19 protein-coding genes, 1 other RNA gene and 4 pseudogenes are annotated in these 24,116 nt (G+C 61.8%); 14 read left to right on the top strand and 10 right to left on the bottom strand.

What is annotated here, in order from left to right; all coding sequences use genetic code 11:
* Positions 1-3: 3 nt before the first annotated feature.
* Together K6M89_RS10055 and K6M89_RS10060 are read left to right on the top strand one after the other, a co-directional pair.
* On the top strand, positions 4-516 hold the full coding sequence (locus K6M89_RS10055; RefSeq protein ID WP_222139339.1) for an NUDIX hydrolase: 513 nt from the start codon (positions 4-6) through the stop codon (positions 514-516).
* 49 nt (positions 517-565) lie between these two features.
* Positions 566-1,129 (top strand): DinB family protein, encoded by a 564-nt coding sequence (locus K6M89_RS10060; RefSeq protein ID WP_222139340.1) that lies wholly within the window; start codon positions 566-568, stop codon positions 1,127-1,129.
* Here the strand turns inward: K6M89_RS10060 and K6M89_RS10065 are convergent.
* Positions 1,126-2,508, bottom strand: coding sequence for a virulence factor family protein (locus tag K6M89_RS10065; protein WP_222139341.1), 1,383 nt, complete (start codon positions 2,506-2,508; stop codon positions 1,126-1,128). The genes K6M89_RS10060 and K6M89_RS10065 overlap by 4 nt on opposite strands.
* A complete protein-coding gene (gene mprF / locus K6M89_RS10070; protein ID WP_222139342.1) occupies positions 2,505-5,108 on the bottom strand; it encodes a bifunctional lysylphosphatidylglycerol flippase/synthetase MprF in 2,604 nt (867 codons plus the stop codon). Before mprF ends, K6M89_RS10065 begins: the two co-directional genes overlap by 4 nt.
* A gap of 238 nt (positions 5,109-5,346) precedes the next feature.
* On the opposite strand from mprF, the gene K6M89_RS10075 reads away from it, so the two are divergent.
* Positions 5,347-5,724 carry a DoxX family membrane protein gene (locus K6M89_RS10075; protein ID WP_222139343.1) on the top strand — a complete coding sequence of 126 codons (378 nt, stop codon included), beginning with the start codon at positions 5,347-5,349 and terminating at the stop codon, positions 5,722-5,724.
* A gap of 4 nt (positions 5,725-5,728) precedes the next feature.
* Here the strand turns inward: K6M89_RS10075 and K6M89_RS10080 are convergent, their stop codons facing one another.
* The 3 genes from K6M89_RS10080 to K6M89_RS10090 all read right to left on the bottom strand — a co-directional run bounded on the left by K6M89_RS10080 (position 5,729) and on the right by K6M89_RS10090 (position 9,714).
* Positions 5,729-7,840, bottom strand: a complete 2,112-nt coding sequence (locus tag K6M89_RS10080; RefSeq protein WP_222139344.1) for a mechanosensitive ion channel family protein — start codon at positions 7,838-7,840, stop codon at positions 5,729-5,731.
* A gap of 206 nt (positions 7,841-8,046) precedes the next feature.
* The gene (gene gnd / locus K6M89_RS10085) at positions 8,047-9,078 is read right to left on the bottom strand and encodes a phosphogluconate dehydrogenase (NAD(+)-dependent, decarboxylating) (RefSeq protein ID WP_222139345.1); all 1,032 of its coding nucleotides are present in this window, start codon (positions 9,076-9,078) and stop codon (positions 8,047-8,049) included.
* 153 nt (positions 9,079-9,231) lie between these two features.
* Positions 9,232-9,714 (bottom strand): SRPBCC domain-containing protein, encoded by a 483-nt coding sequence (locus tag K6M89_RS10090; RefSeq protein ID WP_097604004.1) that lies wholly within the window; start codon positions 9,712-9,714, stop codon positions 9,232-9,234.
* Positions 9,715-9,769: 55 nt separating this feature from the next.
* Between K6M89_RS10090 and K6M89_RS10095 the strand changes: the two genes are divergently transcribed.
* Both K6M89_RS10095 and K6M89_RS30990 read left to right on the top strand, forming a co-directional pair.
* Positions 9,770-10,105 carry an ArsR/SmtB family transcription factor gene (locus K6M89_RS10095; protein ID WP_222139346.1) on the top strand — a complete coding sequence of 112 codons (336 nt, stop codon included), beginning with the start codon at positions 9,770-9,772 and terminating at the stop codon, positions 10,103-10,105.
* Positions 10,106-10,178: 73 nt separating this feature from the next.
* Positions 10,179-10,244: pseudogene (locus tag K6M89_RS30990) on the top strand (transcriptional regulator); the annotation flags it as partial.
* Positions 10,245-10,499: 255 nt separating this feature from the next.
* On the opposite strand, the pseudogene K6M89_RS10100 reads toward K6M89_RS30990, so the two are convergent.
* Positions 10,500-11,006: pseudogene (locus K6M89_RS10100) on the bottom strand (alpha/beta hydrolase family protein); the annotation flags it as partial.
* Positions 10,991-12,934, bottom strand: a complete 1,944-nt coding sequence (locus K6M89_RS10105; RefSeq protein WP_245443304.1) for an ABC transporter ATP-binding protein/permease — start codon at positions 12,932-12,934, stop codon at positions 10,991-10,993. The pseudogene K6M89_RS10100 and the gene K6M89_RS10105, both read right to left, overlap by 16 nt.
* A 293-nt stretch (positions 12,935-13,227) precedes the next feature.
* Here K6M89_RS10105 and K6M89_RS10110 point away from each other — a divergent pair.
* The 3 genes and pseudogenes from K6M89_RS10110 to K6M89_RS10120 all read left to right on the top strand — a co-directional run.
* Positions 13,228-13,451, top strand: a pseudogene (locus K6M89_RS10110) (ArsR/SmtB family transcription factor); the annotation flags it as partial.
* A 70-nt stretch (positions 13,452-13,521) separates the two neighbouring features.
* A pseudogene (locus K6M89_RS10115) lies at positions 13,522-14,062 on the top strand (helix-turn-helix transcriptional regulator).
* A gap of 67 nt (positions 14,063-14,129) precedes the next feature.
* A complete protein-coding gene (locus K6M89_RS10120) occupies positions 14,130-15,113 on the top strand; it encodes an NAD-dependent epimerase/dehydratase family protein (RefSeq protein ID WP_222139347.1) in 984 nt (327 codons plus the stop codon).
* A 225-nt stretch (positions 15,114-15,338) separates the two neighbouring features.
* Here the strand turns inward: K6M89_RS10120 and ssrS are convergent.
* From ssrS to K6M89_RS10135, 3 genes are all read right to left on the bottom strand, one after another.
* Positions 15,339-15,497: non-coding RNA, 6S RNA (ssrS, locus tag K6M89_RS10125), on the bottom strand.
* A gap of 69 nt (positions 15,498-15,566) precedes the next feature.
* Positions 15,567-15,944, bottom strand: coding sequence for a cell division protein ZapA (locus K6M89_RS10130; RefSeq protein ID WP_096769883.1), 378 nt, complete (start codon positions 15,942-15,944; stop codon positions 15,567-15,569).
* Positions 15,945-15,960: 16 nt separating this feature from the next.
* The gene (locus K6M89_RS10135; protein ID WP_009994078.1) at positions 15,961-16,236 is read right to left on the bottom strand and encodes a DUF4164 domain-containing protein; all 276 of its coding nucleotides are present in this window, start codon (positions 16,234-16,236) and stop codon (positions 15,961-15,963) included.
* A 334-nt stretch (positions 16,237-16,570) separates the two neighbouring features.
* Between K6M89_RS10135 and tkt the strand changes: the two genes are divergently transcribed.
* From tkt to K6M89_RS10165, 6 genes are all read left to right on the top strand, one after another.
* Positions 16,571-18,544 (top strand): transketolase, encoded by a 1,974-nt coding sequence (tkt, locus tag K6M89_RS10140; protein ID WP_222139348.1) that lies wholly within the window; start codon positions 16,571-16,573, stop codon positions 18,542-18,544.
* An 81-nt stretch (positions 18,545-18,625) separates the two neighbouring features.
* A complete protein-coding gene (gap, locus tag K6M89_RS10145) occupies positions 18,626-19,636 on the top strand; it encodes a type I glyceraldehyde-3-phosphate dehydrogenase (RefSeq protein ID WP_222139349.1) in 1,011 nt (336 codons plus the stop codon).
* Between the two features lie 138 nt (positions 19,637-19,774).
* The gene (locus K6M89_RS10150; protein ID WP_222139350.1) at positions 19,775-20,089 is read left to right on the top strand and encodes a hypothetical protein; all 315 of its coding nucleotides are present in this window, start codon (positions 19,775-19,777) and stop codon (positions 20,087-20,089) included.
* Positions 20,090-20,225: 136 nt separating this feature from the next.
* On the top strand, positions 20,226-20,405 hold the full coding sequence (locus K6M89_RS10155; RefSeq protein WP_064694393.1) for a hypothetical protein: 180 nt from the start codon (positions 20,226-20,228) through the stop codon (positions 20,403-20,405).
* A gap of 382 nt (positions 20,406-20,787) precedes the next feature.
* Complete coding sequence (locus K6M89_RS10160) at positions 20,788-22,662, top strand: potassium/proton antiporter (protein ID WP_222139351.1); 1,875 nt, start codon at positions 20,788-20,790, stop codon at positions 22,660-22,662.
* Between the two features lie 70 nt (positions 22,663-22,732).
* The gene (locus K6M89_RS10165) at positions 22,733-23,935 is read left to right on the top strand and encodes a phosphoglycerate kinase (protein ID WP_222139352.1); all 1,203 of its coding nucleotides are present in this window, start codon (positions 22,733-22,735) and stop codon (positions 23,933-23,935) included.
* Positions 23,936-24,116 lie beyond the last annotated feature (181 nt).

A 24,116-nucleotide genomic window follows, 5' to 3' on the forward strand; every position in this document is an offset into this window, starting at 1 on the left:
GTCATGAGCAAGCGTACCCTCATCCGCCTGACCGCGGGGGCCGAGCGTTTCAACTATCGCATCGCCGGCCTTGGTTTTCGCGATGGCCATGTGCTCGTCCATCGCGCCGTGCACGAGCCCTTCTGGACTTTTCCCGGCGGCAGGGCGGAAATCGGCGAGACGTCGGAGGAGACGCTGAAACGGGAGATGGTGGAGGAGCTTGGCGTCGAGGTCACCGTCGACCGCCTGCTCTGGGTCGTCGAGAATTTTTTCCACTATGAGCAGCGCGACTGGCATGAACTCGGCCTCTATTATCTGATGGAGATCCCGCCCGAATTCCCCTTTCTGTCGCACGAAATCATCCATCGGGTCGAAGACGGCGACAACCAGCTCGAGTTCAAATGGGTGCGGGCAACGCGCGAGGCCCTGACCGCGCTCGACATCCCGCCCTATTTCATCGCCGATGACATCGAGAACCTGCCGGCAGCACCCCGTCATCTCGTCTGGCGCGACGGCAATCTCGACGAAAAGAACTGACGTCGTAACGTCATGCGTATGGCCGCAACGCAGAAGAGGAGATGTCTCGATGCCGACCTTCGATCCCGTTCGGGCGTTTCGCAAACTTGCCTATAACAACGCCCTTGCCAACCGCCGCCTGCTTCACGCCTGTGCAGCCTTGAAGCCCGGCGAATTCGAAGCGCCGCGCACGAGCTTCTTCCCGTCGATCAAGGAAACCTTGAACCACATCATCACCGTCGACTGGTTCTATGTCGATGGCTTGGAAGGTGGCACGCTCGGCTACCAGGCCTTCGAGTTCGAAGAGCCATTCGACGACATAGCATCGCTCGGCGCTGCGCAGGCGGCGGTCGATCAGCGCCTGACGGCGCTCTGCGAGGCTCTGACCCCGGAAAAACTCGTCTCCATCGTCAAACTCCATCGCGGCGACCGCATCCAGGAAGAGCGCATGGAGGATGCGCTGGCTCACCTCTTCCAGCACCAGACCCACCATCGCGGCCAGGTGCATGCCATGCTTGCCGGCACCAGCGTCGCCCCGCCGCAGCTCGACGAATTCATCGTCGCCGATGATGCACGGTTTCGCAGCAAGGAACTCGGCGAACTCGGCTGGAGCGAGGAAAAACTGATACGTTAATTCTGCAGCCGCCTCTTCAGCCCGTCGATGATCGTCTTGGTGAGAAGGTCGTAATTCTCATCGAAGTGATGATCGCCCGGCAGCTCGATGACCTCGGCGCCGCTGTCCTTCAGCGCCGGACAGGCGACGTCGTCGTCATCGTCCTTGCCGTAGACGCACTGCACGAGTTTGGGATCGACATTCTTCAAATCGACGACCGGATCACCTCCCGCCCCTTCCGTCTTCTGGCCGAGCCAGCCGAGAACGGAGATGACGTAGTCGACTTCGTGCGAGAGCGACAGCAGCGACAATTGCGCCACCGCGGACTTCTCGGCCGGCTTCAACAACTGGTAGGTCGCAGGCACGACGTCGGCGCCGAAGGAATAACCGACGAGCAGCACATGCTTCACCTTCCACTGCTTGCGGTAGAAATCGATGATCTTCGAAAGGTCGCTGGCGGTCTCTTCCGGCTTGCGCTCCGACCAGAAATAATGAAGCGAATCGACGCCGACGACAGGAATTCCTTCCTTCTGCAGCGTGCCGCCCACCTCCTTGTCGATGTCTCGCCAGCCGCCGTCGCCGGAATAGATCACCGCCATCGTATCGAGCGTGGGGGTGGCCTCGAGGATCGCCAGCGGCAGGCCGAGCGGATTGCCGAAGGCGCCGGAGGCGGTGACGAGATCATCGAGCGTATCGGCAAAGACCGTCTGCGCGTCGTCGGTGGAATCGCGGATCTCGATCGCGGAATGGACTTTCTTCAGCGCTTCGGCATGCGCCCGGCCGTCCTTGTCGGCTTTGGGCGTAAACACTGTTATAACGGGATCCGGCAGAGCGCCGTCACTCAGTCCGTAAACCATGCGTTCGCCGACGGCCTGCTTGGAAGCCGGCGTGCAAAGCTCCTTGGTCAGCGGAATGCCGGCTTTCGGATCGACGGCGAGCGTCTGGCCGATCGTCGCGTCCGGCGTCTGCGCCGCGATCGCCAGCGCCAAGGCCCCGCCCTCGCCGATACCCGCGACGATCGGCAGATGATAGGCGTTGTTGCCGGTCGCACGCTGCACCTGCTGGCTCAGCGATTCGATATCCGAGACCATGTAGAGGCATCCGTCATTGAGGCTGACATCGTAGCGGCTGAGCGCCTTCACATAGGAAGGAAAGTCGACGCCGATGACGACGGCGCCTTCGGCGACAAGCCTGTCGGCCTCGGCCTTCTCGTAATCGCCCCAGCCGGCGACATCCGAGATCAGCATCACCGTGCCCTTCACCTCCCCTTCCGGCAGGAAGATGTGCGGCGACGGGATCAGCCCGCTTTCGAAGCTCTGCGTGGTTTCCTCGGCGGCATTAGCCGGTGCGGCCGCGAGCATGCAGGCGCATGCCGTGGCAAGAAGGATTGTCCTGATCATTTTCTCACTACCCCTTTCAACCCGCCCCCGATCAGAAACGTCGCGTCCATCAACGCGATCATCGGATTGCCCCCTCCGGAGACCGCAAGATAGCGCGGTTGCCAGTGCGGATGAAACTTGGATTTGAATGCCCGAAGGCCTTTGAAATTATAGAAGCGCTCGCCGTGCTCGAAGACGGTGCTGCCGATGCGGTCCCAGACGGGTGCCGCCTCGCGTTTCGACATGCCGGAGAGAGGCGCCATGCCGAGATTGAAGTGGGTGAAGCCCTGACCGCGCAGATATTCCATGATCTGCACGAAGAGAAAGTCCATCGAGCCCTTCGGCGCATCCGGCGAGAAGCGCATGAGATCGATCGTGCCCTCCTCCCGGGATTCGGTGACGAGGATATTGGCAAAGGCAACGATCTTGCCGTCCTTCTTCAGAATGCCGACCGGTTGAGAGGAGACATAATCGGGATCGAAGGCGCCGAGCGAGAAGCCCTTTTCCTTGGCGTTGTGGTGCTCGAGCCAGGCCGAGGAAACCGCGGCGAGATCATCGATGACCACGGGCACATCCTGCGGTTCGATAACGGCAAATTCCAGCCCGTCGCGCTGCGCCCGGCTCGCAGTCTGCCGGAGATTTGCCCATTTGCCGCCCTTCATCTCGAAGGTCCTGAGATCGGCCACCGCCAGTTCGCCGAGCTTGAAGGCACGCAGGCCGGCATCGGCGCAATGGGAAAGCAAGGCCGGCGAGATCTGGTAAAAAACGGCGCGGCAGCCCGCCGCCCGCGCCGCCTCGACGAAGCGCCAGACGAGTTCCTGCACGGCGCGATGATCGCCAACCGGATCGAAGAGCGCGATCCATGAGCGGCCCTGCCGGCCGTACATGATGAAGGCGTCGCTTTTCTCCGAAAACATGATGCTCTTGTCGCCCATCCGCACCAGATTGGCGTCGGCATTGCCCTGCTTCCTGACAATGTCGACGGCACGCGCCAGCGCCTCCTCCGTCGCCGGCTCCGGCCGGAAGGTCGCCGGCCGGAGCAGGCTGAAAATGGCGATGGCCGACGAGATGATGGTGATGCCAAGCAAGGCACGCAGTCCCCGCGGCGCCTCGGCGGTGAATTCGAACTGCCACCAGAGCTGGTTGCTGTATTCGACATCGCGATAGACGAAGAGCAGGATGACGACGGCGCCGACGACGATGACGGCGATCGCCATCAGCCAGGATGCCGTCATTGCCTGGTTGAGCAGCGACGCATGGCGGGTAAAGAGCCGGCGGCTGACAAAGAGCCCGAAGATGAGGAAGGCGAGAAAAGCGGCTTCGACGAGCGCAATCGCCTTCAACAGCGACAAGGTCAATGCCGCAACGGCCGAAAACACCGCCACCCACCAGGCGCCATCGAGCCTCTGACCAAGGCCGCGCGCGGCGACCACCAGCGCCAGCCCGAGCAGGCTGGAGAGGAAGTGCGCGCCTTCGACCATCGGCAGCGGCAGATAGTTGGACAGAAATTCCAGATTCTGATCCGGCGTCGGCGTGACGCTCGAAAACACCAGCATGACACCCAGCAGCAGAGCCAAGGTCGACAGCAGCTGCGGCATCAGCCGTCCGCCGATGCGCCGGACGCTGGAGGCGGCCGGGTGATCGACAAAACGGCGCAGCTCCGTCGCGGAGACCGCGAGCACGGCAATCAACAGCGGCAATACATGATAGATCAGCCGATAAAGCACCAGCGATCCCAGCACCGCGTCGATATTGACCGCGCTCCCGAGCGACGCGATGATCACGGTCTCGAACACGCCGAGCCCGGCCGGAACGTGGCTGAGCACGCCGAGACCGACGGCGATCGCATAGACGGCCAGGAAAGCCGGCCAGCCGATCGCCGTCTGCGGCAAGAGCACATAGAGCACCGAGGCCGAGGCGGCGATATCGAAGGCCGTAACCAGGAACTGGCGCGACCAGGTGCGTGAATCCGGCAAGCGAATCGCCACCGCACCGAGGTCGAGCACGCGGCCTTCGCGACCGATGATCATGACAGCCCCGAGAATGGCGATGATCGAGCCGGCCATCAGCCGGAGAAGGAACGCGCTGACACCGATCAGCGGCCCGATCTCGCTGGCGATGATAATGAGGGCGATCGACGCGACAGCCGCGAGCCCGAGACCGAAGGACAGCGTGACGAAGGCGATGATGCGGCCGATGTCTTCCGGCGAGAGGCCGAGGCGCGTATAGGCGCGATAGCGGATCGCACCGCCCGAAAGCGCCCCGAAGCCGGCTGTATTGCCGACTGCATAGGCGCTGAAAGCCGTCAGCGCCACATGCGGAAAGGGCAGCTTCTTGCCGATATATTCGATGGCGTTGAGGTCATAGAAGACCAGCGAGAGGAAACTGAGGGCCGTGAAGAGCAGCGCGAGCAGGATCGCGCTCGGCCTGGTCGCCGCCAGCGCACCGACGACATCATCATAGCGAACCTCGTTGGTCAGCTGCATGATCGCATAACCGACGAGACAGAAGACAACGAGTGTCGCGGCGGCCGTCAGTGGCGTCCTGTACCGTCTGAAAAGCGCGCGAAAAGAAAACCCGTCCGTCGCTTCCATCTCTTCCAAATTGCCGTGACCCGACATCTCGTACCTGCGCAATTTCCAAATTCGGCGGGAATCATTTTTCGAAGACGTAACATGGCAGGCATAGAAGCTCCATGAGGCCATGTCGCCGCTGCCCCAGCCCCGCCGCCTGCGCCTCAATCATCCTCAAATGGGGCGAAAGTGAGCAGGCAAACTGTATTGCCACATTGCATTTTCGTAAGCTTACGAAGAGTTTGCGGTAATGACGAAGATTTGAGACGCGAGCGAAGGATTAGACATGCAGGATGACCTGGCCTTCCTGATCCTCATCCTCGGCAGATTGCTGCTCGGCGGCTTTTTCCTTGCCGCCGGTATCCATCATTTTTTCGTCATCGTGCCGATAACCGACGCCATCGAAGCCCGCGGCATACCTTTTGCGAAATGGGTGCTGCTGTCCGGCAGCGTCTTTCAAATTGCTGCCGGCCTCCTCATGATGCTGGGTCTCTTCGTCGCCGCGGCAGCGTTCGGCCTCATCGTCTTCACGCTTGCCGCCTCCGTGATGCTACTGAATTTCTGGGACATGGAAGGCACTGCCCGCGACAGCGCCATTAGCAGCTGGAAAAGCAACATGGCCATTATCGGCGGTCTGCTCACCGCAGCCGCTGCGGCGATGTGAGACGTCAGGTGGCCGGCTCACCGGCGGCCCGCGCATGCGCAGCATAGCGCGCCGCGGCGGCATCCACTTCCACTGCGCGATCGCCGGCCACGTGCACCGTCGGCACGGCGAATTCGATGCCGTTTTCCTTGAAGGCATTGCGGATCATCGCCAGTGCATTGCGGCGGATAACGAACTGTTCGCCAGGCTTCGTCATCATCGACAGGCGGATCTCGATCGCGAATTCGCCGAACTGGTCGACACCCTTCATCTTCAGCGTCTCGATGATGTGCGGGCCGAATTCGGGGTTTTCGAGCAACGTCTGGCCGATCTGCTTGATCACCTTCTTCGCTTTGACGAGATCGGTGTCGTAGGTGACGTTGAGGCTGATCTTGTCGATCGTCCAATCGCGGTTCAGGTTCTTCACCGCGCCAAGTTCACCAAACGGCACCGTCGTCAGCGGCCCGCGATGATGCCGCAGCTTCACCGAGCGCAGGCTGAAGGCCTCGACGACGCCTTTGTGACTGCCGCTTTCGATATATTCGCCGACGCGGAAGGCATCGTCCCAGAGATAGAACATGCCGCTGATGACGTCCTTGACGATCGTCTGCGCGCCGAAACCGATAGCAACGCCGACGACGCCGGCGCCGGCAATCAATGGCCCGATCTCGATGCCGAGGCCCGAGAGCACCATGAGAACCGCAATGACGGCGATGACCACGGCAAGGATATTGCGGAAGATCGGCAGCAGCGTCTGAAACCGTGCATGTTTGGCCTTCTCCTCGTCCGTCGCGCCGCCGTCCAAGGGCGAGCCGAGCAGCTTGCCGTCGATATAGGCTTTGACGACGTGCCAGAGCAGATCGGCAGTAAGCAGGATGACGATTCCGCCGATGACGCCGCGGGCGATCTTATCGACCATTTTGTCGCCGGCCGCCATCGTGTCGGCGCCGACGCCGAGCAGTTGGCCGAGCCAGATGGCCGCGAATCCGATAATCAGCGCCCGCACGCCGCGGTCGAGCAATACGGCGGCAATGCGGCGCGTGGCAAGGAACCTTGCCTCGGTCTGCTGCAACGATTTCACCGCAATCGTCGAGACGGCGAGCACCCGCGGCAGCATCAGCACATAGATGCCGAGCCAGAGCAGCCAGTTGAACCCGGTGACCCACAGCCCCCAGAGCAACAGGAAATAAACGGTGAGCGCCCAGGACATCCCATGACCGCGCTTCTCGTCCTTCTGAGGCCGCGACCAGACAGATTCGACCGCGATCAGCAGCAGCCCGATGCCGAGGATATAGCCAACGAAGAGCCGGGCGCTCGGGGAAAAGCCGAGCGGCTCCATCGACTGGATGGCCGCCCAGCCAAGCATAAAATAGATGACGAAAATCGCAGAGCGGCGATACCAGAAGAGCGCGACGGCGCGTGACGGCATGGTCGGCACAGTCACGCCTTGCCGCTCTTCCTCGGCCCGCGCCAGCCCGATGAGATCGACCAGGACGCCACCCAGGCAAATCGTGAAACGCTGGACGATGAGCGCGACAGCGCAGAGGATCGCCACGCTCTGGCTAAGCGGCGGCCAACTGAGGCTGAAAAGCGCGAGCATGGTTGCTGCGGCAAAAATGAGAGCCGGCACGACGCGCGGCGTCAGATGCATGCCCGCCATTTGAGCCAGGCGCCGCCGACGACGGCGGAAGGCATAGCGGGCCATGCTTTCGACGATGGCCCCGAGCAGGAAGATCGCCAGAAATTGCGCGATCATTCGACTCCAGCCGGTGGCGGCGACTTCACCAAAGAACAGCGAGGACGCATTGCCGATCTGCGAGGGCAAGATCATCGCCGCGTCGGACACCATCGAGATATGCCGGCGGGCATGTTGCAGCAGGCCCGAGAGAACCGACATCTGGTTCTGGGTCGCTGAATCGGCCGCAGAGGGTGCCGCCATCTGCGTCGCCATCCACTGCCTGACCTCCGGTGCCTGCATGAGCTGCATCATCTCACGCACCTGCGCCGGCGGGGTATTGGCATCCGGCGCTTGCGCAGGCGTTTGGGACAAGCCGGGCGACGCCGCCGAGAAAAGCGCAACGAATGCCAAGATGCCGAATATGGCGGCTTTCAAGCCCGCCGCCGTGCCACGTCCCATGACCGCCCTCCCAATGGAGTGTCGGCCGCTCGGATGGAAGCAGCCCCGACATTTCCCTTTCCGCAATGGATACTCGTGACCGCAGCCGCCAGCAAGCGGCAGGAAAACCATACCAATGGCTAGGCATGACGCCGAAAAATGTGAGCGGTTTTCGAACGACGTCATGCTCTAACAGTTAATTTAGAACAGGATTCAGCTGCGGCCCCTCAAGATTTCGGCGCCGGCTTTTCCACGTGGCCGCCGAAGCCGGCGCGCATCGCCGACAGAACCTTGTTGGCGAACTCGTCATTGTCGCGTGAGGAGAAGCGGCCGTAGAGAGCCGCACTCAGCACCGGCGTCGGCACGCTTTCGTCGATTGCCGCCATGATCGTCCAGCGGCCCTCGCCGCTGTCCGAGACACGGCCGGCAAACTTTGAAAGTGCCGGATCGGCATGCAGCGCATCGGCGGTGAGATCGAGCAGCCAGGAGGTGATGACGCTGCCGCGGCGCCAGACTTCGGCGACATCCTGCAGATTGAAATCGTATTGGAAATGTTCGGGATGGGCGAGCGGCGCGGTCTCCGCATCGGCCACGTGCGAGGCAGCGCCGATATTAGCATGTTTCAGGATGTTAATGCCTTCGGCATAGGCGGCCATCAGGCCGTATTCGATGCCGTTATGCACCATTTTGACAAAATGGCCGGCGCCATGCGGGCCGCAATGCAGGTAGCCCTGTTCCGCGGTGCTCACCGCTGCCGCTTCGGCTGTGCGGTTCGGCGATGCTTCCGTCGTGCCGACGCCGGGGGCGAGCGTTGCAAAGATCGGCGAAAGATGGGCAACGGTGCCCTTTTCGCCGCCGATCATCAGGCAATAGCCGCGCTCCAGGCCGAAGACGCCGCCGCTGGTGCCGACATCGACATAATGAATGCCCTTGGTGATGAGCTCGGCGCCGCGGCGGATGTCGTCGTGGTAATAGGAATTGCCGCCGTCGATGACGATATCGCCGTTCTGAAGCAGCGGCACCAGGCTCGAAAGCACCTTATCGACGATCGCCGCCGGCAGCATCAGCCAGATCGCCCTGGGATGCTGCAGCTTCGACACGAATTCCTCGAGTGACGCGCTTCCGATCGCGCCGAGGCCTGCGAGCTCGGCAACGCTTTCGGGCCTGGTGTCATAGACGACGCATTCGTGACCGCCCCGCATCAGGCGCTGGACCATGTAGTTGCCCATGCGGCCCAAACCAATCATGCCAAGCTGCATATGAATCTCCTGGAAACCGAAATGAAGTATCGCCTCCGGAAACTAGCACCCGCAGTGTGACAGGCAAGCGAAGTCTCGGCCGTATCCGCGCCTGCGACGATCGCGCCGCGGCGAGATGGCGTCGGACCGAAGAGCCCGACGCCGGCTCATTCCTCACTCATCGGGCGCGCTGGCCGGTTCACCCTTCATCTCACTGAGGAACATGCCCTCGCGCAGGTTGATGCCGTACTCGACGAAGGCCTTCATGCAGCAAAGCATCTGCGTCCAGCCTTCACAATTGAGATAGGTGCCGCGCCGCCCGGCTTCGTCCTCGCGCCAGCCGTTCTCGGCAATCGTCACCAGCGTGCCGCCATCCTCCAGCGGTTTGAAATTCATCTCCACCAGCGTCTTGTACGTCGTCTTGTCCTCGCCGGTGCCACCGTCCCAGCGAAGCACGATACGGCTTTCCGGCACGAGTTCGACGACCTCGACCGGCGCATCCTTCCACCAGGTCACGGTCGTGCCTTGAACGAGCGGGGCGCTCGCCCCGCCGATCGTGGTGAAATAGCTGCTGAGCTTCTTCGGATTGACGACGGCGTCGAACACCTCTGCGACGGGACGGCCGATGCGGCCGGAAATACGGATTCCGAGAGACATGGCATTGCTCCTCTTCTCCATTGTGTCTGATCTCATTATGTTATAAAAACATAACATGTCAAGCGAATCATCCGACGATCCTGTTTTCAAGGCGCTGGCGCATCATCGCCGCCGCGAGATTCTCGATCTGCTCAAGGATGGCCCCCGCACCACAGGGACCCTTTGCGAGATGTTTCCTGACATGGACCGCTGCACGGTGATGCAGCATCTGAAAGTGCTGGAGGAAGCCGATCTGGTCATCGCCAGGAAGGAGGGGCGCGAACGCTGGAACCACCTGAACAGTCTGCCGATCAAGCAGATCTACGATCGCTGGATCAGCGCCTATGCCGGTCATGCCCTGTCGATCCTCGATCGGCTGAGAAGCGATCTCGAAGACCAGCCGGAACAATGACCCGGGCGCCCGCCCCACCTTGCCTCCCGGCCGGCCGAAATCCTATCTGACCAAAAGGCAAGAGACGGGACAGATGACGATATCGGGGGCCGGCATACGCCGCATGCGGCGGCTGCGCAGCATGAAGCAGCAACACCTTCGTCTTCTGCATCGGAGGCAGGGGCCACTCGATGACGCGTCGGCGGCAATGCTCGCCCAGGTTCTTCAGGTGCAGGGAGCCGAGGTGGTCGCAGCAAGGCATTCTGACATCTCCAATCGCCGTGCCATGAGCCTCGTGCCTCGGCAATCGAACCGCCATCGTGAAGACCTTGTCGGCGGCTTCGATCAGCGCACCGACAGCCTTTTCGGCTTCCATCATGGAGAACTTTTGCACGCGGGCTCGGTAGTGGATGCTGGGGATCTTGTCCATCCGGTCGTACAGGTCCGCGTGGCTGGCAACGGGGATGATCATCAGCTGCTTAGGCTCCGCGGCAGCGGCGAAGGCCGCTTCGGCGAAGTGGCGCGAATGGGCCTTCTCGCCGTCGATGAACAGGACTGCACGGGGCGAGATCTCCGCGGTGTAGGTCAGGACCGGCATGTTCATGAACGACATCGGCATCGTCTGCGACCCAGGCTTTCCCGGAGTTGACCGCGCGCGGATGATAGCCACACCGCGTCTCGTAGTAGTCATGATAGGCGACCAGGAACTGCGCTTCGCCGCCCTTCAGTCATTGTAAGGGGGCTGATAGGCGGGCGTTCCTTTCTGGAAGTCCGCCCAACGCTGCCGACCCAACTGCTCCAGCGCCTGCGTCCGCTGTTCCGGCGTCACACTGTCGTTGCAGCCTTTCGACATAACCCGCGTCAGGTCGTACTTCGTGCTGGCAACGACCGCCTTGACGCGCTTGTCTACGGCGACGGCATGGTCTGGCCGCCGTTACCCCCCGCCGTCTGAAGCCAAGCAGCAATGGGCATTTTCTTTGCTACGCCTTTCTCGATGGTGAGCACGCTGTCGAAGAAATCAGCGCCGCTTCCCGATCGGATGGACGAAACGTCATGCATGACGGCGATCACAGTCACCTCCGGGCAATGATCTATAATAGCCTGGTGAAATGCGCGAACTGCTTGAGTGTCAAGGGCGCTCGTGGCCTCGTCGAGAAAGATGAGGCCAGGCCGCAACAAAAGGATCCTGGCAAGAACGAGCTTCTGCTTCTGGCCTCCCGACAGCAGCAGATCCCAGCTCTGGCCGTTGCGACCTTCGTTGGGGAGTTCATCGATGAATTCGCCGAGTCCCGCCTCGTGCAACGCCACCGCGACGTGCGTCTCCGGATAGTCGCTCGCCGGGTCTGGAAGGCAAACGAGCTCCTTCAAGGACACGGCCTGAAGCTTGATGTCCTGGGCGGTATACAGGATTCGGGCGTGTCTTGGCGTTGCGACAGTACCGCGGCCGTGCGCCCAAAGACCGTTTATCGCCTTTATAAGTGAGGTCTTCCCGCTCCCCGACTCGCCGACGACCAAGGTCCACTCGCCGGGCAGGAACTGAAGTCTATCGACAGTCAGAAACGGGAGTTCGGTGCCCGCATGCAGAAGGCCAATCTGCTCGAGAGTCAGGCCGAGCGCCGGATCCTGCTCGGTATATTGGAATTCGTAAAGGCCTGTTTGGGCATAAAACTCCTCGGGTCGCTGAACGGTTTCGATCGCCTTCGCGAGATCGGTCATTCGCCGGGCGTTTGCCTTCAGCGTCGCAATATCGGGCATGACGTGTATGAACCACGAGCATTCGTTGATCAGGGCAGTCGCCAGTTCGGCACCCGTTACGTAGTGCTGCAGGCTGACCTTGTTGTCCATGTAGGGGAGCAGTCCGGGTGCATAGGCGACAATCCGCGAACCAATGAAATTATGGACCAGTTCGAACCCCATGTAGCCGGCAGTCACCCGATTCAGGCTGGCCCAAGTTTGATCAATGTCAAGATACCGGCGCTTGTTGACGACGTTCTGGGCTCTTTCTCCATGGAGGACGGCAACATGGAAGCTGCGGTGCAGCAAAGCGTTCAATTCCGTGCGGTAGCTTCCCTCCGCCCATTGCATGCGTCCGGACAGGCGCTGGAGAACCCCGCCGAGCTTAGCGGCAATAGCGGTGTTGAGCGGTACATAAATCGCGACCGCCGTGAAGGCCAAGCAGGCGCTTCCATAGCTGCCTAGGAACTCAAGCCCTGCGACTTCGCTCGACATCTCAACAAGTTTACTGCCGACGAAGCCAAGGGACAGCACGACTCCCGCAATGCCCATCGCGAGCCCAATAGCACCGCCAGTCAAGCCTTTGATAGACTCCTGGACGCGCTGATCAATATTGTCCGGCGCCGGCACAGCGGAGCCGGACGAATCGGAGCCCATTTGCAGAAGATGGAAATGCGTATGGTTGCTGTCGAGCAGGGCATCGTTGAAGCGTCGGTCGAGCCACGCGCGCCATTTGCGATGAAGCGTGGTCGAAAAGAAATGGCGGACAGCGGTGAAACACACGTCCCTCATGATCGCGATCGCGGCAAGCGTTGCCGCTGTTGTCAACAGTTCCATGGGCGTCGTGGGTGTGGATGGATGGTGGAAGTAGGCGATCCGATTGATCAACTCGCCCGAGGTGATAGCGAACCAGACGCTGGCCTGGGCGGACAATGCCGTGAGGACAAGAATGGCGGATGTTAACCCCCAGGCCTCGCGCCAGCTTTCAGAAAGCCAGTAGGCGCGCATAAGGCCCCAGAAGCTGCACATCGAGGAAACAGGACTTGTATGGTTCCGTGCTTCGCGGGCGAGCAGCCGCTTGGCAAATGCGCCTATCTGCCAATCACGACGTCGCATGACGGTTACATTTCTCCATAACCTAAAAGCAGAGTTTTGGAGCACGTGTCGGGGTTGTCAACTCATCACAGCTGAGGTGAGAGGCAAGCGCCTGAGACAAACTGCAGCAACAGGTACAAACCATCATCCCTGCGCACCGCCAATCTCGATCCCAACGAGAATCGGATCCCGGCCCCGCCCGGATGTTTCCGCTGATCCGACCACGGCCCGCCGCTCCACCTTCGGTGTGTCGACGATATCGAACTCTGCCGGTCTTTGCCCTCGGCGGCTACTATGTCGTCAGGGCAAGACCGAAATTGTTTCCTGACATGGACCGCTGCACGGTGATGCAGCATCTGAAAGTGCTGGAGGAAGCCGATCTGGTCATCGCCAGGAAGGAGGGGCGCGAACGCTGGAACCACCTGAACAGTCTGCCGATCAAGCAGATCTACGATCGCTGGATCACGCCTATGCCGGTCATGCCCTGTCGATCCTCGATCGGCTGAGAAGCGATCTCGAAGGCCCGCCGCAACAATGACCGGGGCACCCCACCTTGCCTCCCGGCCGGCCGCAATTCTATGCTGACCAAAAGACAAGAGACGGGACAGATGACGATATCGGGGGCCGGCATACGCCGCATGCGGCTGCTGCGCAGCATGAAGCAGCAACACCTCGCCGAACTCCTCGGCGTCAACCAGACGACCGTCTCGCGCTGGGAGCGAGATCAACTTGCCCTCTCGCCGGAGCAGGCCGTCAAGCTGGAACGAATTTTCGCCTCGCCGCACCATGCCGCGGCCGATGCCGCTTTGAAACGGCTGGTCGAGGATTGCCTCCGGCCGGTGCATCTGATCTGCGACAGCACCCACCGGCTGCTGTCCGCCTCCCGTCCACGGCAGTCGGAATGGCGCGCACCGATCGGCGCTTTTCTCGGCCGCTCTCTTTTCCCCTACGCTTCAGCCGAGATCGCCGCCGCCGAACAATCGCTGGAGGCATGCGGCTGGCATGAGGGCAGGCTCATGTCGTTGACATTCGATACCGGTGCCAACCGGCCGCGTCACCTGGGAACGGATCATGCTCTCCGACGGCAGCGCCGGTCGCCTCGTCACCACCGTCACCGAGCCTGCAGCTTTCCTGCACCCCCATGCATAATTTATGCGTTGTCCGAAAACGCCGGTCTTAATAGCCTCCGCCGCGGAAACGGTCTGGAGAAAATACAATGACGATACTGGTGACGGGAAGCACCGGCCACCTCGGCGAAGCGCTGATGCGCGTCCTGAAGGCGCAAAGCCGATCGGCGCGCGGCGTCGACATCAAGCCTTCGGATTTCACCGACGCAGTCGGCTCCATCGGCGACCGCGCCTTCGTCCGGCAGGCGATGTCGGGCATCAGCCACGTCATCCATGCCGCCACGCTGCACAAGCCGCATGTGGCCACTCACGGCAATCAGGATTTCGTCGACACCAATATCGGCGGCACGCTGAACCTGCTTGAAGAGGCGGCCGCCGCACGCGTTGCAAGTTTCGTCTTCACCAGCACCACCAGCACCTTCGGCGCGGCATTGACGCCGGCCGCCGGCCAACCGGCCGCATGGATCACCGAGGACGTGCTTCCGGTCGCGAGGAACATTTACGGCGTGACGAAGCTCGCTGCCGAAGGTCTGTGCGAACTCTTCGCTCGCAAATTCGCATTGCCGGTCGTTATTCTGAGGACGTCGCGTTTCTTTCCCGAAAGTGACGACGATCCGGACATTCGCAACGCATATTCGCCGGCAAATGCCCAGGCCAACGAGTTGCTCCATCGCCGCGTCGATATCGCCGATGTGGTCGGCGCCCATCTGCTCGCCCTCGAAAGGGCGCGTCCGCTTGGCTTCGGCCGCTACATCATCTCGGCCACCACGCCGTTTTCACCAGACGATCTCGCCGAGATCAGGCGCGATGCGCCTGCGGTCGTCGAGCGGCTCTTTCCGGGAGCCCGCCGCCTCTATGCCGAACGCGGCTGGAAGATGTTCCCGGCGCTGGACCGCGTCTACGTCAACGAGCGCGCACGGCGCGAACTCGGCTGGCAGCCGCGCTATGATTTCCGCTTCGTGCTCGATTGCCTGCGCAAGAATCGCGAATGGCGCAGCCCATTGTCGCTCGAGGTCGGCTCCAAAGGCTATCACGACGAAATTTTCGCCGAAGGCCCCTATCCGGTCGATTAATGCATGTCGCCCGGAAGTGTGCAGCGGTTCCGGGACAACGACATGCATCAGCGCTTCGCATGAATCAAATTTGATGCGACGCGCTTTAGGACGCTGAATCGCCGAAGCGAGAATGCGTCATCCTGATATAACGTCATAAAGGAAGTAGTCGCACCTGCGGAAAAAAGGCGGACGCGCGCCGCGTTCGCCTGTCGATCTGCTGCCTTTGCCGGCGATGGAGAGAAAGTGCGATCCACGACGACCGATGGATGTTTACGATCCTGGGTGCCTACAAACGTAGGTGGGCACCGTGTGTCCAGGCCCACGGGCCTGGCCAGGGACAGCTCCCTTTGGATCGAGTATGGCCCCAGGGATTGTGGTTCCTGTCGAGAGGCGCAGACCGCATCGCGATATATAAGGGCGTTTGCATCGACGCGCCAGTGGCGACGGTAGGCCGCGCCGATTTAATTGACGTCAATTGAGCTCGGGGGCGGAGCGGCCATTCAGCTTGTCGGTGATGCCGCGGATGCGGCTCGACACCTCGCCGAGCGCTGCCGCCAGCGTTTCCTCGGTGCGGGCGGTCGCGGCAAGCACCGTGTCGCGGTTGCCGCGCAGCGACTCGAGCTCGGATTCCAGCCCGGCAACGCGGCGCGTCAGCTCGGCGATCTCGTCCATGATCATGATGCCGGCCATGACGGTGATCCTGAGATCGCCGATCTCACCGAACTGGCCCTTGAGATGGCCGACATAGCGGTCGAAACGGGTGGCAAGATCGGTCAGATGATCCTCCTGCCCTTCCTCGCAGGCCATGCGATAGGCCTTGCCGTCGATCGTTACCGTCACCTGCGCCATGTCATATTCTTTCTCATCAGCGATCCAGAACCGCGCGGATCGTTTCCATGGCCGTCACCAGCCGCCGCGATACTTCGCGATTGACCTCTTCCAGCCGATTGGCGCGGAATTCGGCCTGGTCGAGCTCTTGCGCCAGCCGGGAGCGGTCAGCGTGCACGCGCCGCACCTCGCCCTCGATCTCCCCTTGCTCGCGCTGCCGCTCGATGCGCATGTCGACGGCATTTTCGAGGCTCGAAATCGCCTGTCTCAGCTCGTTCAGCGCTGCTTCCATGGTTTTGCCTGTGGGCATCATGCCTTCCCGATTCCCGCGCAGGATCCGCGAATCGGCACTCTGCACCGATCCTGTGATTTCAAAAAGGATATGCAGCTCACCAACGGCCCGTCAATAAATCCCCATACCCGTCCGCCGGCCTATCTTGTGGATGAGCGTTTTATCGGTGCCTGCCGCATAAAATTTGTCATTTGTATAATCGCGCGAACAAATGTCAAAAATCGCCTCAGCCCCGCCGGATTCGGCCCGCCATTTATTGACTCGCCCGTCTTAACTGCTATGTCTCTGCCGCTTTCATTCGATGGTCTTGGAGGCTCGAGGCCATCCCCCGACACCCGGAGCTTGCGGAAAAGCCATGACCTCTCCCGAACAAAACGACCGGATGGCGAATGCGATCCGTTTCCTCGCCATGGACGCCGTTGAAAAGGCGAATTCCGGCCACCCCGGCATGCCGATGGGCATGGCCGACGTGGCAACGGTCCTGTTCACCAAATATCTGCGCTTCGATCCGAAGAAGCCGCACTGGCCGAACCGTGACCGCTTCGTGCTCTCTGCCGGCCACGGCTCGATGCTCCTCTACTCGCTGCTCTATTTGACCGGCTATCCCGATATGACGGTCGAGGATCTGAAGCAGTTCCGCCAGGTCGGCTCCAAGACCGCCGGCCACCCGGAATACGGCCATGCGACCGGTATCGAAACCACGACTGGCCCGCTTGGCCAGGGCATCGCCAACGCCGTCGGCATGGCGATCGCCGAGCGCAAGCTGCGCGAAGAATTCGGTGCGGACCTGCAGGATCACTATACCTACGTCATCAATGGCGACGGCTGCCTGATGGAAGGCATCAGCCATGAGGCGATCGCGCTGGCCGGTCATCTGAAGCTGAACAAGCTGATCCTCTTCTGGGACAATAACTCGATCACCATCGACGGCGCCGTCTCGCTGTCGGATTCGACCGACCAGATCGCCCGCTTCAAGGCCGTCCACTGGAACACCATCGAGATCGACGGTCACGATCAGGCCGCCATCGCCGATGCGATCGAGGCCGCCCACCAGTCCGATCGCCCGACCTTCATCGCCTGCAAGACGGTCATCGGCTTCGGCGCTCCGAACAAGGCCGGCAGCCACAAGGTGCACGGCAGCCCGCTCGGCGCCGATGAAATCGCCGCCACCCGCAGGGCTCTGAACTGGGATTACGAGCCCTTCGTCGTCCCTTCCGACATTCTCGAGGCATGGCGTTCGGCCGGCACCCGCTCCGACAATATCGTCAAGGCATGGGAAGAAACTCTGTCCAGATCGCCGGCCAGAGCGGAATTCTCCCGCCGTATGGCAGGCGACCTGCCGGAAGGTTTCGATGCCGCGATCAGCGCATATAAGAAGAAGCTCGCCGAGACCAGGCCGACGGTTGCAACCCGCAAGGCATCCGAGGACGCACTCGAAATCATCAACGGCTTCGTGCCCGAAACCCTCGGCGGCTCCGCCGACCTGACGCCGTCGAACAACACCAAGACCAGCCAGATGCACTCGATCACGCCGACGGATTTCGCCGGCCGTTACGTGCATTGGGGCATCCGCGAGCACGGCATGGCGTCCGCCATGAACGGCATTGCGCTGCATGGCGGCCTCATTCCCTATAGCGGCGGCTTCCTGATCTTCTCGGATTATTGCCGCCCGCCGATCCGCCTCGCAGCACTGATGGGCATCCGCGTCATCCACGTCCTGACGCACGACTCGATCGGCGTCGGCGAAGACGGCCCGACGCACCAGCCGGTCGAGCAGCTCGCCGGCCTGCGCGCCGTCCCGAACCTGCTGGTCTTCCGGCCGGCCGACGCCACGGAAACGGCGGAATGCTGGCAGATCGCCATTAAGGCGCACAACCGTCCGTCGGGCCTCGCCCTGACGCGCCAGAACCTCAGCCCGGCCCGCACCGAATACAGCGAAAAGAACCTTTGCGAACAGGGCGCCTATACGCTCGCCGGCAATGCCGACGCCAAGGTGACGATCTTCGCCTCCGGCTCGGAAGTCGAAATCGCCGTCGCCGCTCGCGCCGCTCTTGAAGCCAAGGGTGTTTCGGTGCGCGTCGTCTCGGTGCCCTGCACCGAACTGTTCTTCGAGCAGCCGGACGCCTATCGCAAGGATGTTCTCGGCAACTCCCCGGTCAAGATCGCCGTCGAAGCCGCCGTCCGCGAGGGCTGGGATGCCTTCATCGGACCGGAAGGCACTTTCATCGGCATGAAGAGCTTCGGCGCGTCCGGCCCGGTCAAGGACGTTTACAAGCATTTCGGCATCACCGCCGACGCCGTCGTTGCGGCTGCGGAAGCAAAGCTTTAAAGAGGGCGCCTTGAGGCGCTCTCCATCTCCTCAATTCCAGGCCCTCTCTATCGGGCTCTATTCTATCGGGAGTGAATGCACATGACAGTCAAGGTTGCCATCAATGGTTTCGGCCGCATCGGCCGTAACGTCCTCCGCGCTATCGTCGAATCCGGCCGCACCGACATCGAAGTCGTCGCCATCAACGACCTCGGCCCGGTCGAGACCAACGCCCACCTGCTGCGCTACGACTCGATCCACGGCAAGTTCCCGGCAAACGTTAAGGTCGAAGGTGACACGATCACCGTCGGCAACGGCAAGCCGATCAAGGTCACGGCGATCAAGGATCCGGCGACGCTTCCGCACCGCGAGCTCGGCGTCGACATCGCGATGGAATGCACCGGCATCTTCACCGCCCGCGACAAAGCAGCCGCCCATCTGACGGCCGGCGCCAAGCGCGTCATCGTCTCGGCCCCCGCCGACGGCGCCGACCTGACCGTCGTCTTCGGCGTCAACCATGACCAGCTCACCAAGGAGCACATGGTCATCTCCAACGCCTCCTGCACCACCAACTGCCTGGTGCCGGTCGTCAAGGTTCTCGACGACGCCGTCGGCATCGACCACGGCTTTATGACGACCATCCACTCCTACACCGGTGACCAGCCGACGCTCGACACGATGCACAAGGACCTGTATCGCGCCCGCGCTGCCGCCCTCTCGATGATCCCGACCTCGACGGGTGCTGCCAAGGCCGTCGGCCTCGTCCTGCCGCATCTCAAGGGCAAGCTCGACGGCACTTCGATCCGCGTTCCGACCCCGAACGTTTCGGTCGTCGACTTCAAGTTCGTCGCCAAGAAGGCGACCACGGTCGGCGAAATCAACGAAGCCATCAAGGCCGCCTCCAACGGCGCGCTGAAGGGCATCCTCGGCTACACCGACGAGCCGCTCGTCTCCCGCGACTTCAACCACGACAGCCACTCCTCGATCTTCGCGACCGACCAGACGAAGGTTATGGAAGGCAACTTTGTGCGCGTCCTGTCCTGGTACGACAACGAGTGGGGCTTCTCCAGCCGCATGTCGGACACAGCCGTCGCCTTTGCCAAGCTCATCTAAGAGCCTGACGAACGAATAATCGCAAGCGGCCCGGGAAACCGGGCCGTTTTGTTATAGGCACCGCGCCTTGATTGCGAAACCTGATATGGTGCACCAAGCCCTAACCGCATTGTCGGCCGGGCAGATAGGGAGAGATGCATGGATTACTTTACCGTTGAGATCGCCGGCCGCGCCATTGCCAGCTTTCGCTCGAAAAACCATGAGGAAGCGACGCATTTCTTCGAGGCGGAAGATTTTCGCGACGACCTGACCATCCTGGAATCCGAAGGCAAGCCCCTGTGGGACCGCAAAGCGGTGCTCAGCCTTCGCAAGGCGACCGCCGAGGAAGCCAGCGAAGTCGAGCACGCCTATGAATTCGACGACGATCCGCAAAGGACCATCGACGACGAATTCGTCGTTTTCCTGGTTCCGGTCGAGGATCTGACCGACGACGGCGACGACACCGAAGACTGACAGTCGGTCTTCGCCGTCTTCTGGTTGAAAGCCGCTTCGAAGCGACGGGTGGTTCGGTGGCCGCGAGGATGAAATCACGGTTGGCAATCCACTGGCCAAGCGTGGTAGATTGAGGAAGTGCAAGTGGAGGCGATAAATGGCAGAGGCGCAAAAACGCTTGTCCCATGCCACCCTCAAGCGGCGGCAGCGGTTTCATCGCAAGCGGGACGTCAGACCTGTCGTGCTGGCAAAGGCCAATCGTCTGGTCGTTCGGGCTGCCGTGTTCATCGGTCTTTCGTTTCTCGCCGTCATCACACTCCAGGCGGTGTTGGGATAACGCCAATCGGCGGCGGCAATCCCTTCCTCTCACCAGTAGACAAGACGAACGGGCCGCGTGAAGGCAGAAGCGTGCGCTATCCTGTCGCGGTTCGCAGATACCGGCAGGAAAAATCGATCTTCCTGCCTTTCGCCCTGCTCTTGCCTGATTTTCTTATACATTCTTTGTAGAGAGTTTCTCCCGTAGCATTTCCGTGTCGGTGGCCGTCCGGCAGCCGTTCAGCAGCATGATGCAGCACGAGACGAGGTTAAGCCGCAAGGCCTACCCTTCTCTGCCGTTTTGCCGTTTACTGATGCATCGACGCGCGTAGTGGAGGGGTGGAGACAAGGCGGATCGGCCGGGGGTGGCCGCATCGGCAAGCATTCGATGGAAAGGGGTGGGCATGGAAGCGTTCTATATCGTAGTGCTGGTCGCGACGGCGCTCGTGCTTCTTGCCGCTTTTTCGAGCCTGCTCGCCTTCCGCTTCGGCGCCCCGCTGCTTCTGCTGTTTCTGATGATCGGCCTTGCCGCCGGCGTCGACGGCCTCGGCATCGAATTCAGCAACAACTATCTGGCCTACATTCTCGGCTCCATCGCGCTGGCCGTCATCCTGTTCGATTCCGGCTTTGGCACGCAGATGCAGGCCTTCCGGCTGGCAGCCGTGCCCTCTCTCACGCTCGCCTCCGTCGGCGTGCTGATCACCGCCTCGCTCTTTGCCGTCGCCGCCATGTGGCTTTTGAACTTCACCTGGCTGGAAGGACTGCTGCTCGGTTCGATCGTCGCGTCGACGGATGCCGCCGCCGTCTTCTTCCTGCTGCGCATCGGCGGCATCAACATCCGTGACAAGGTGCGCTCGACGCTCGAAGTCGAATCCGGCACCAACGATCCGATGGCGATCTTCCTCACCATCGCCCTTGTCGAGGTGCTGGCGAGCGGCGAGCGTTACGACGGCATCAATGTCGGCATGCTCGCCATGTTCGTGCAGCAGATGGGGCTCGGCGTCATCCTTGGCCTGCTCGGCGGCATGATGATCGTGCTGATCGTCAGCAAGCTCGATACCGACCGCGGCCTGACGCCGATCTTCGTGCTGGCGCTCGCCCTGCTCGTCTTCTCCTTCGCCGGCACGGTCGGCGGCAGCGGCTTCCTGGCCGTCTATGTTGCCGGCATCTATGCCGGAAACCGCAAGATGCAGGCGATCGGCACCATCAAGCGCTTCCAGGACGGCATGACCTGGCTGGCGCAGATCATCATGTTCCTGGTGCTCGGCCTGCTCGCCACGCCGTCGCAATTCCCCGTCATCATCGTGCCGGCCATCCTGCTCGCCTTCTTCCTGATCTTCATCGCCCGGCCGCTGGCGATCTGGCTGTCGCTGCTTCCCTTCGATTACACGCAGCAGGAAATCGGCTTCGTCGCCTGGGTCGGCCTGCGTGGCGCCGTCTCCATCCTGCTTGCCATCATGCCGATCCTCGGCGGGCTGGAGAACGGCCAGATCTATTTCAATACCGCCTTCATCATCGTGCTGGTCTCCCTGCTCGTCCAGGGCTGGACGATCAAGCCGGTCGCCAAGAAGCTCGGCCTGATCATTCCGCCGCGCATCGGCGCCGTCGACAAGGTCGAGGTCGACCTGCCGGGCGCCGCCAACCACGAACTGCTCTCCTATCGCGTCATCAAGGACAGCCCGGTGCTGCGCGGCGAGCGCATCCCGCGCTGGGCGACACCCTCGCTCGTCATCCGCGATGGCAAGTCGATGCGTTATCAATATGCCGGACGCCTGCGCGAGAACGACCTTGTCTACCTCTTCATCGTGCCGAGCTATTCGCGCCTGCTCGACCGGCTCTTCGCCAGCCGTGCGCCGGTCGATGAGGACGATGCCGAATTCTTCGGTGCCTTCGCGCTGTCGCCTGCCCGCCCCGCCGCCGATCTTGACGCCGCTTACGGTCCCGGCCTGCTCAACGAGTCCGAAAAAGGCCTGACGATCGCCGAATTGATGCGGCAGCGCCTCGGCGGCAAGGCCGATTATGCCGACCGTGTCCGCCTCGGCTCGATCATTCTCATCGTCCGCGATCTCGACGAGCACGACCACATCACCTCCGTCGGCATGTCGCTCGAAGCGGTCGAACCGGCAATCACCCTGCCGATCTTCATCAATCTCAAGGACATCATCCAGCGCATCCGCGAGCGACTGAAGGGACGCCGGAATCGCGAAGCGGCGGCCTCCGAAGGCGCGCCGAAAGCATCGGCAGGAGGCGACGAAGCCAGGCGCGAAAACGGCCGTTGAACGCCTTGCGTCTCGAATGATCCTTGCTATGGTCGGCGCAACTTCCGCCAACCAAGACTGGATCCTCCCCATGCCTGCTTTCAAGACCCTCGACGATCTCACCGACATCAGCGGCAAGCGTGTACTCGTCCGCGTCGACCTCAACGTCCCGGTCAAGGACGGCAAGGTCACCGATACGACGCGCATCGAGCGTGTGGCGCCGACGATCCTCGAATTGTCCGACAAGGGCGCCAAGGTGATCCTGCTTGCCCATTTCGGCCGGCCGAAGGACGGCCCTTCGGCCGATCTGTCGCTGTCGCTGATCGCCCCTTCCGTCGAGGAAGTGCTCGATCACGCCGTGGCGACGGCTTCCGACTGCATCGGCGAGGCTGCCGCTTCCGCCGTCGCCGCGATGAATGACGGTGATATCCTGCTTCTGGAAAACACCCGCTTCCACAAGGGCGAGGAAAAGAACGACCCCGACTTCACCAAGGCGCTTGCCGCCAATGGCGATATTTATGTCAACGACGCCTTCTCCGCCGCCCACCGCGCCCATGCCTCGACCGAGGGCCTTGCCCATCACCTGCCGGCCTATGCCGGCCGCACCATGCAGGCCGAGCTGGAAGCGCTGGAAAAGGGCCTCGGCGCCCCGGCCCGCCCGGTGGTCGCAATTGTCGGCGGCGCCAAGGTCTCGACCAAGATCGACCTCCTGATGAACCTCGTGAAGAAGGTCGACGCGCTCGTCATCGGCGGCGGCATGGCCAACACCTTTATTGCCGCCCGCGGCACCCATGTCGGCAAGTCGCTCTGCGAGCATGACCTCGCTGAAACCGCCAAGCAGATCATGATCGAGGCCGCGACGTCAGGCTGCGCCATCATCCTGCCGGAGGACGGCGTCGTCGCCCGCGAATTCAAGGCGGGTGCCGCCAACGAGACGGTCGATATCAACGCCATTCCCGCCGATGCCATGGTACTCGACGTCGGGCCGAAATCGGTCGAGGCCATCAACGCCTGGATCGAGCGCGCCGCAACGCTCGTTTGGAACGGTCCGCTCGGCGCCTTCGAAATCGAGCCCTTCGATGTCGCAACGGTCGCTGCCGCGAAATACGCCGCCGAGCGCACGGCAGCCGGCAAGCTCACCTCGGTTGCCGGCGGCGGCGACACCGTCTCGGCGCTCAACCATGCCGGCGTTGCCGACGATTTCACCTATGTATCGACCGCCGGCGGCGCCTTCCTCGAATGGATGGAAGGCAAGGAACTTCCCGGCGTCGCCGTCCTCAACGCCGCCAGATAAGACCGAGCGCCTCGGCGTGAAAAAACGCATTCGGTGTCGCACCTTGCAATAGGCGGTGCGGCGCCGCAAAACGCAATTTGGCAGGTTTTACATGTGGATAGACCGCGGTGGCGAGAAGCCTTCCGCGGTCTTTTGCTCAAGGCTTGAAAAAAATCCCATTTTTTCAAACGATTGAATTGAT

Source organism: Rhizobium croatiense (genome assembly GCF_019793465.1).
Taxonomy (GTDB): Bacteria; Pseudomonadota; Alphaproteobacteria; order Rhizobiales; family Rhizobiaceae; genus Rhizobium; species Rhizobium croatiense.

Bases quoted from the DNA above. Each gene is read 5' to 3' on its own strand.
- gnd (WP_222139345.1), bottom strand. From the start codon at position 9,078: ATGCAGCTTGGCATGATTGGTTTGGGCCGCATGGGCAACTACATGGTC.
- K6M89_RS10120 (WP_222139347.1), top strand. From the start codon at position 14,130: ATGACGATACTGGTGACGGGAAGCACCGGCCACCTCGGCGAAGCGCTG.
- K6M89_RS10055 (WP_222139339.1), top strand. From the start codon at position 4: ATGAGCAAGCGTACCCTCATCCGCCTGACCGCGGGGGCCGAGCGTTTC.
- tkt (WP_222139348.1), top strand. From the start codon at position 16,571: ATGACCTCTCCCGAACAAAACGACCGGATGGCGAATGCGATCCGTTTC.
- K6M89_RS10160 (WP_222139351.1), top strand. From the start codon at position 20,788: ATGGAAGCGTTCTATATCGTAGTGCTGGTCGCGACGGCGCTCGTGCTT.
- K6M89_RS10090 (WP_097604004.1), bottom strand. From the start codon at position 9,714: ATGTCTCTCGGAATCCGTATTTCCGGCCGCATCGGCCGTCCCGTCGCA.
- mprF (WP_222139342.1), bottom strand. From the start codon at position 5,108: ATGTCGGGTCACGGCAATTTGGAAGAGATGGAAGCGACGGACGGGTTT.
- K6M89_RS10155 (WP_064694393.1), top strand. From the start codon at position 20,226: ATGGCAGAGGCGCAAAAACGCTTGTCCCATGCCACCCTCAAGCGGCGG.
- K6M89_RS10150 (WP_222139350.1), top strand. From the start codon at position 19,775: ATGGATTACTTTACCGTTGAGATCGCCGGCCGCGCCATTGCCAGCTTT.
- K6M89_RS10095 (WP_222139346.1), top strand. From the start codon at position 9,770: ATGTCAAGCGAATCATCCGACGATCCTGTTTTCAAGGCGCTGGCGCAT.
- K6M89_RS10105 (WP_245443304.1), bottom strand. From the start codon at position 12,934: ATGCGACGTCGTGATTGGCAGATAGGCGCATTTGCCAAGCGGCTGCTC.
- K6M89_RS10080 (WP_222139344.1), bottom strand. From the start codon at position 7,840: ATGGGACGTGGCACGGCGGCGGGCTTGAAAGCCGCCATATTCGGCATC.
- K6M89_RS10165 (WP_222139352.1), top strand. From the start codon at position 22,733: ATGCCTGCTTTCAAGACCCTCGACGATCTCACCGACATCAGCGGCAAG.
- K6M89_RS10135 (WP_009994078.1), bottom strand. From the start codon at position 16,236: ATGATGCCCACAGGCAAAACCATGGAAGCAGCGCTGAACGAGCTGAGA.
- K6M89_RS10060 (WP_222139340.1), top strand. From the start codon at position 566: ATGCCGACCTTCGATCCCGTTCGGGCGTTTCGCAAACTTGCCTATAAC.
- K6M89_RS10065 (WP_222139341.1), bottom strand. From the start codon at position 2,508: ATGATCAGGACAATCCTTCTTGCCACGGCATGCGCCTGCATGCTCGCG.
- K6M89_RS10075 (WP_222139343.1), top strand. From the start codon at position 5,347: ATGCAGGATGACCTGGCCTTCCTGATCCTCATCCTCGGCAGATTGCTG.
- gap (WP_222139349.1), top strand. From the start codon at position 18,626: ATGACAGTCAAGGTTGCCATCAATGGTTTCGGCCGCATCGGCCGTAAC.
- K6M89_RS10130 (WP_096769883.1), bottom strand. From the start codon at position 15,944: ATGGCGCAGGTGACGGTAACGATCGACGGCAAGGCCTATCGCATGGCC.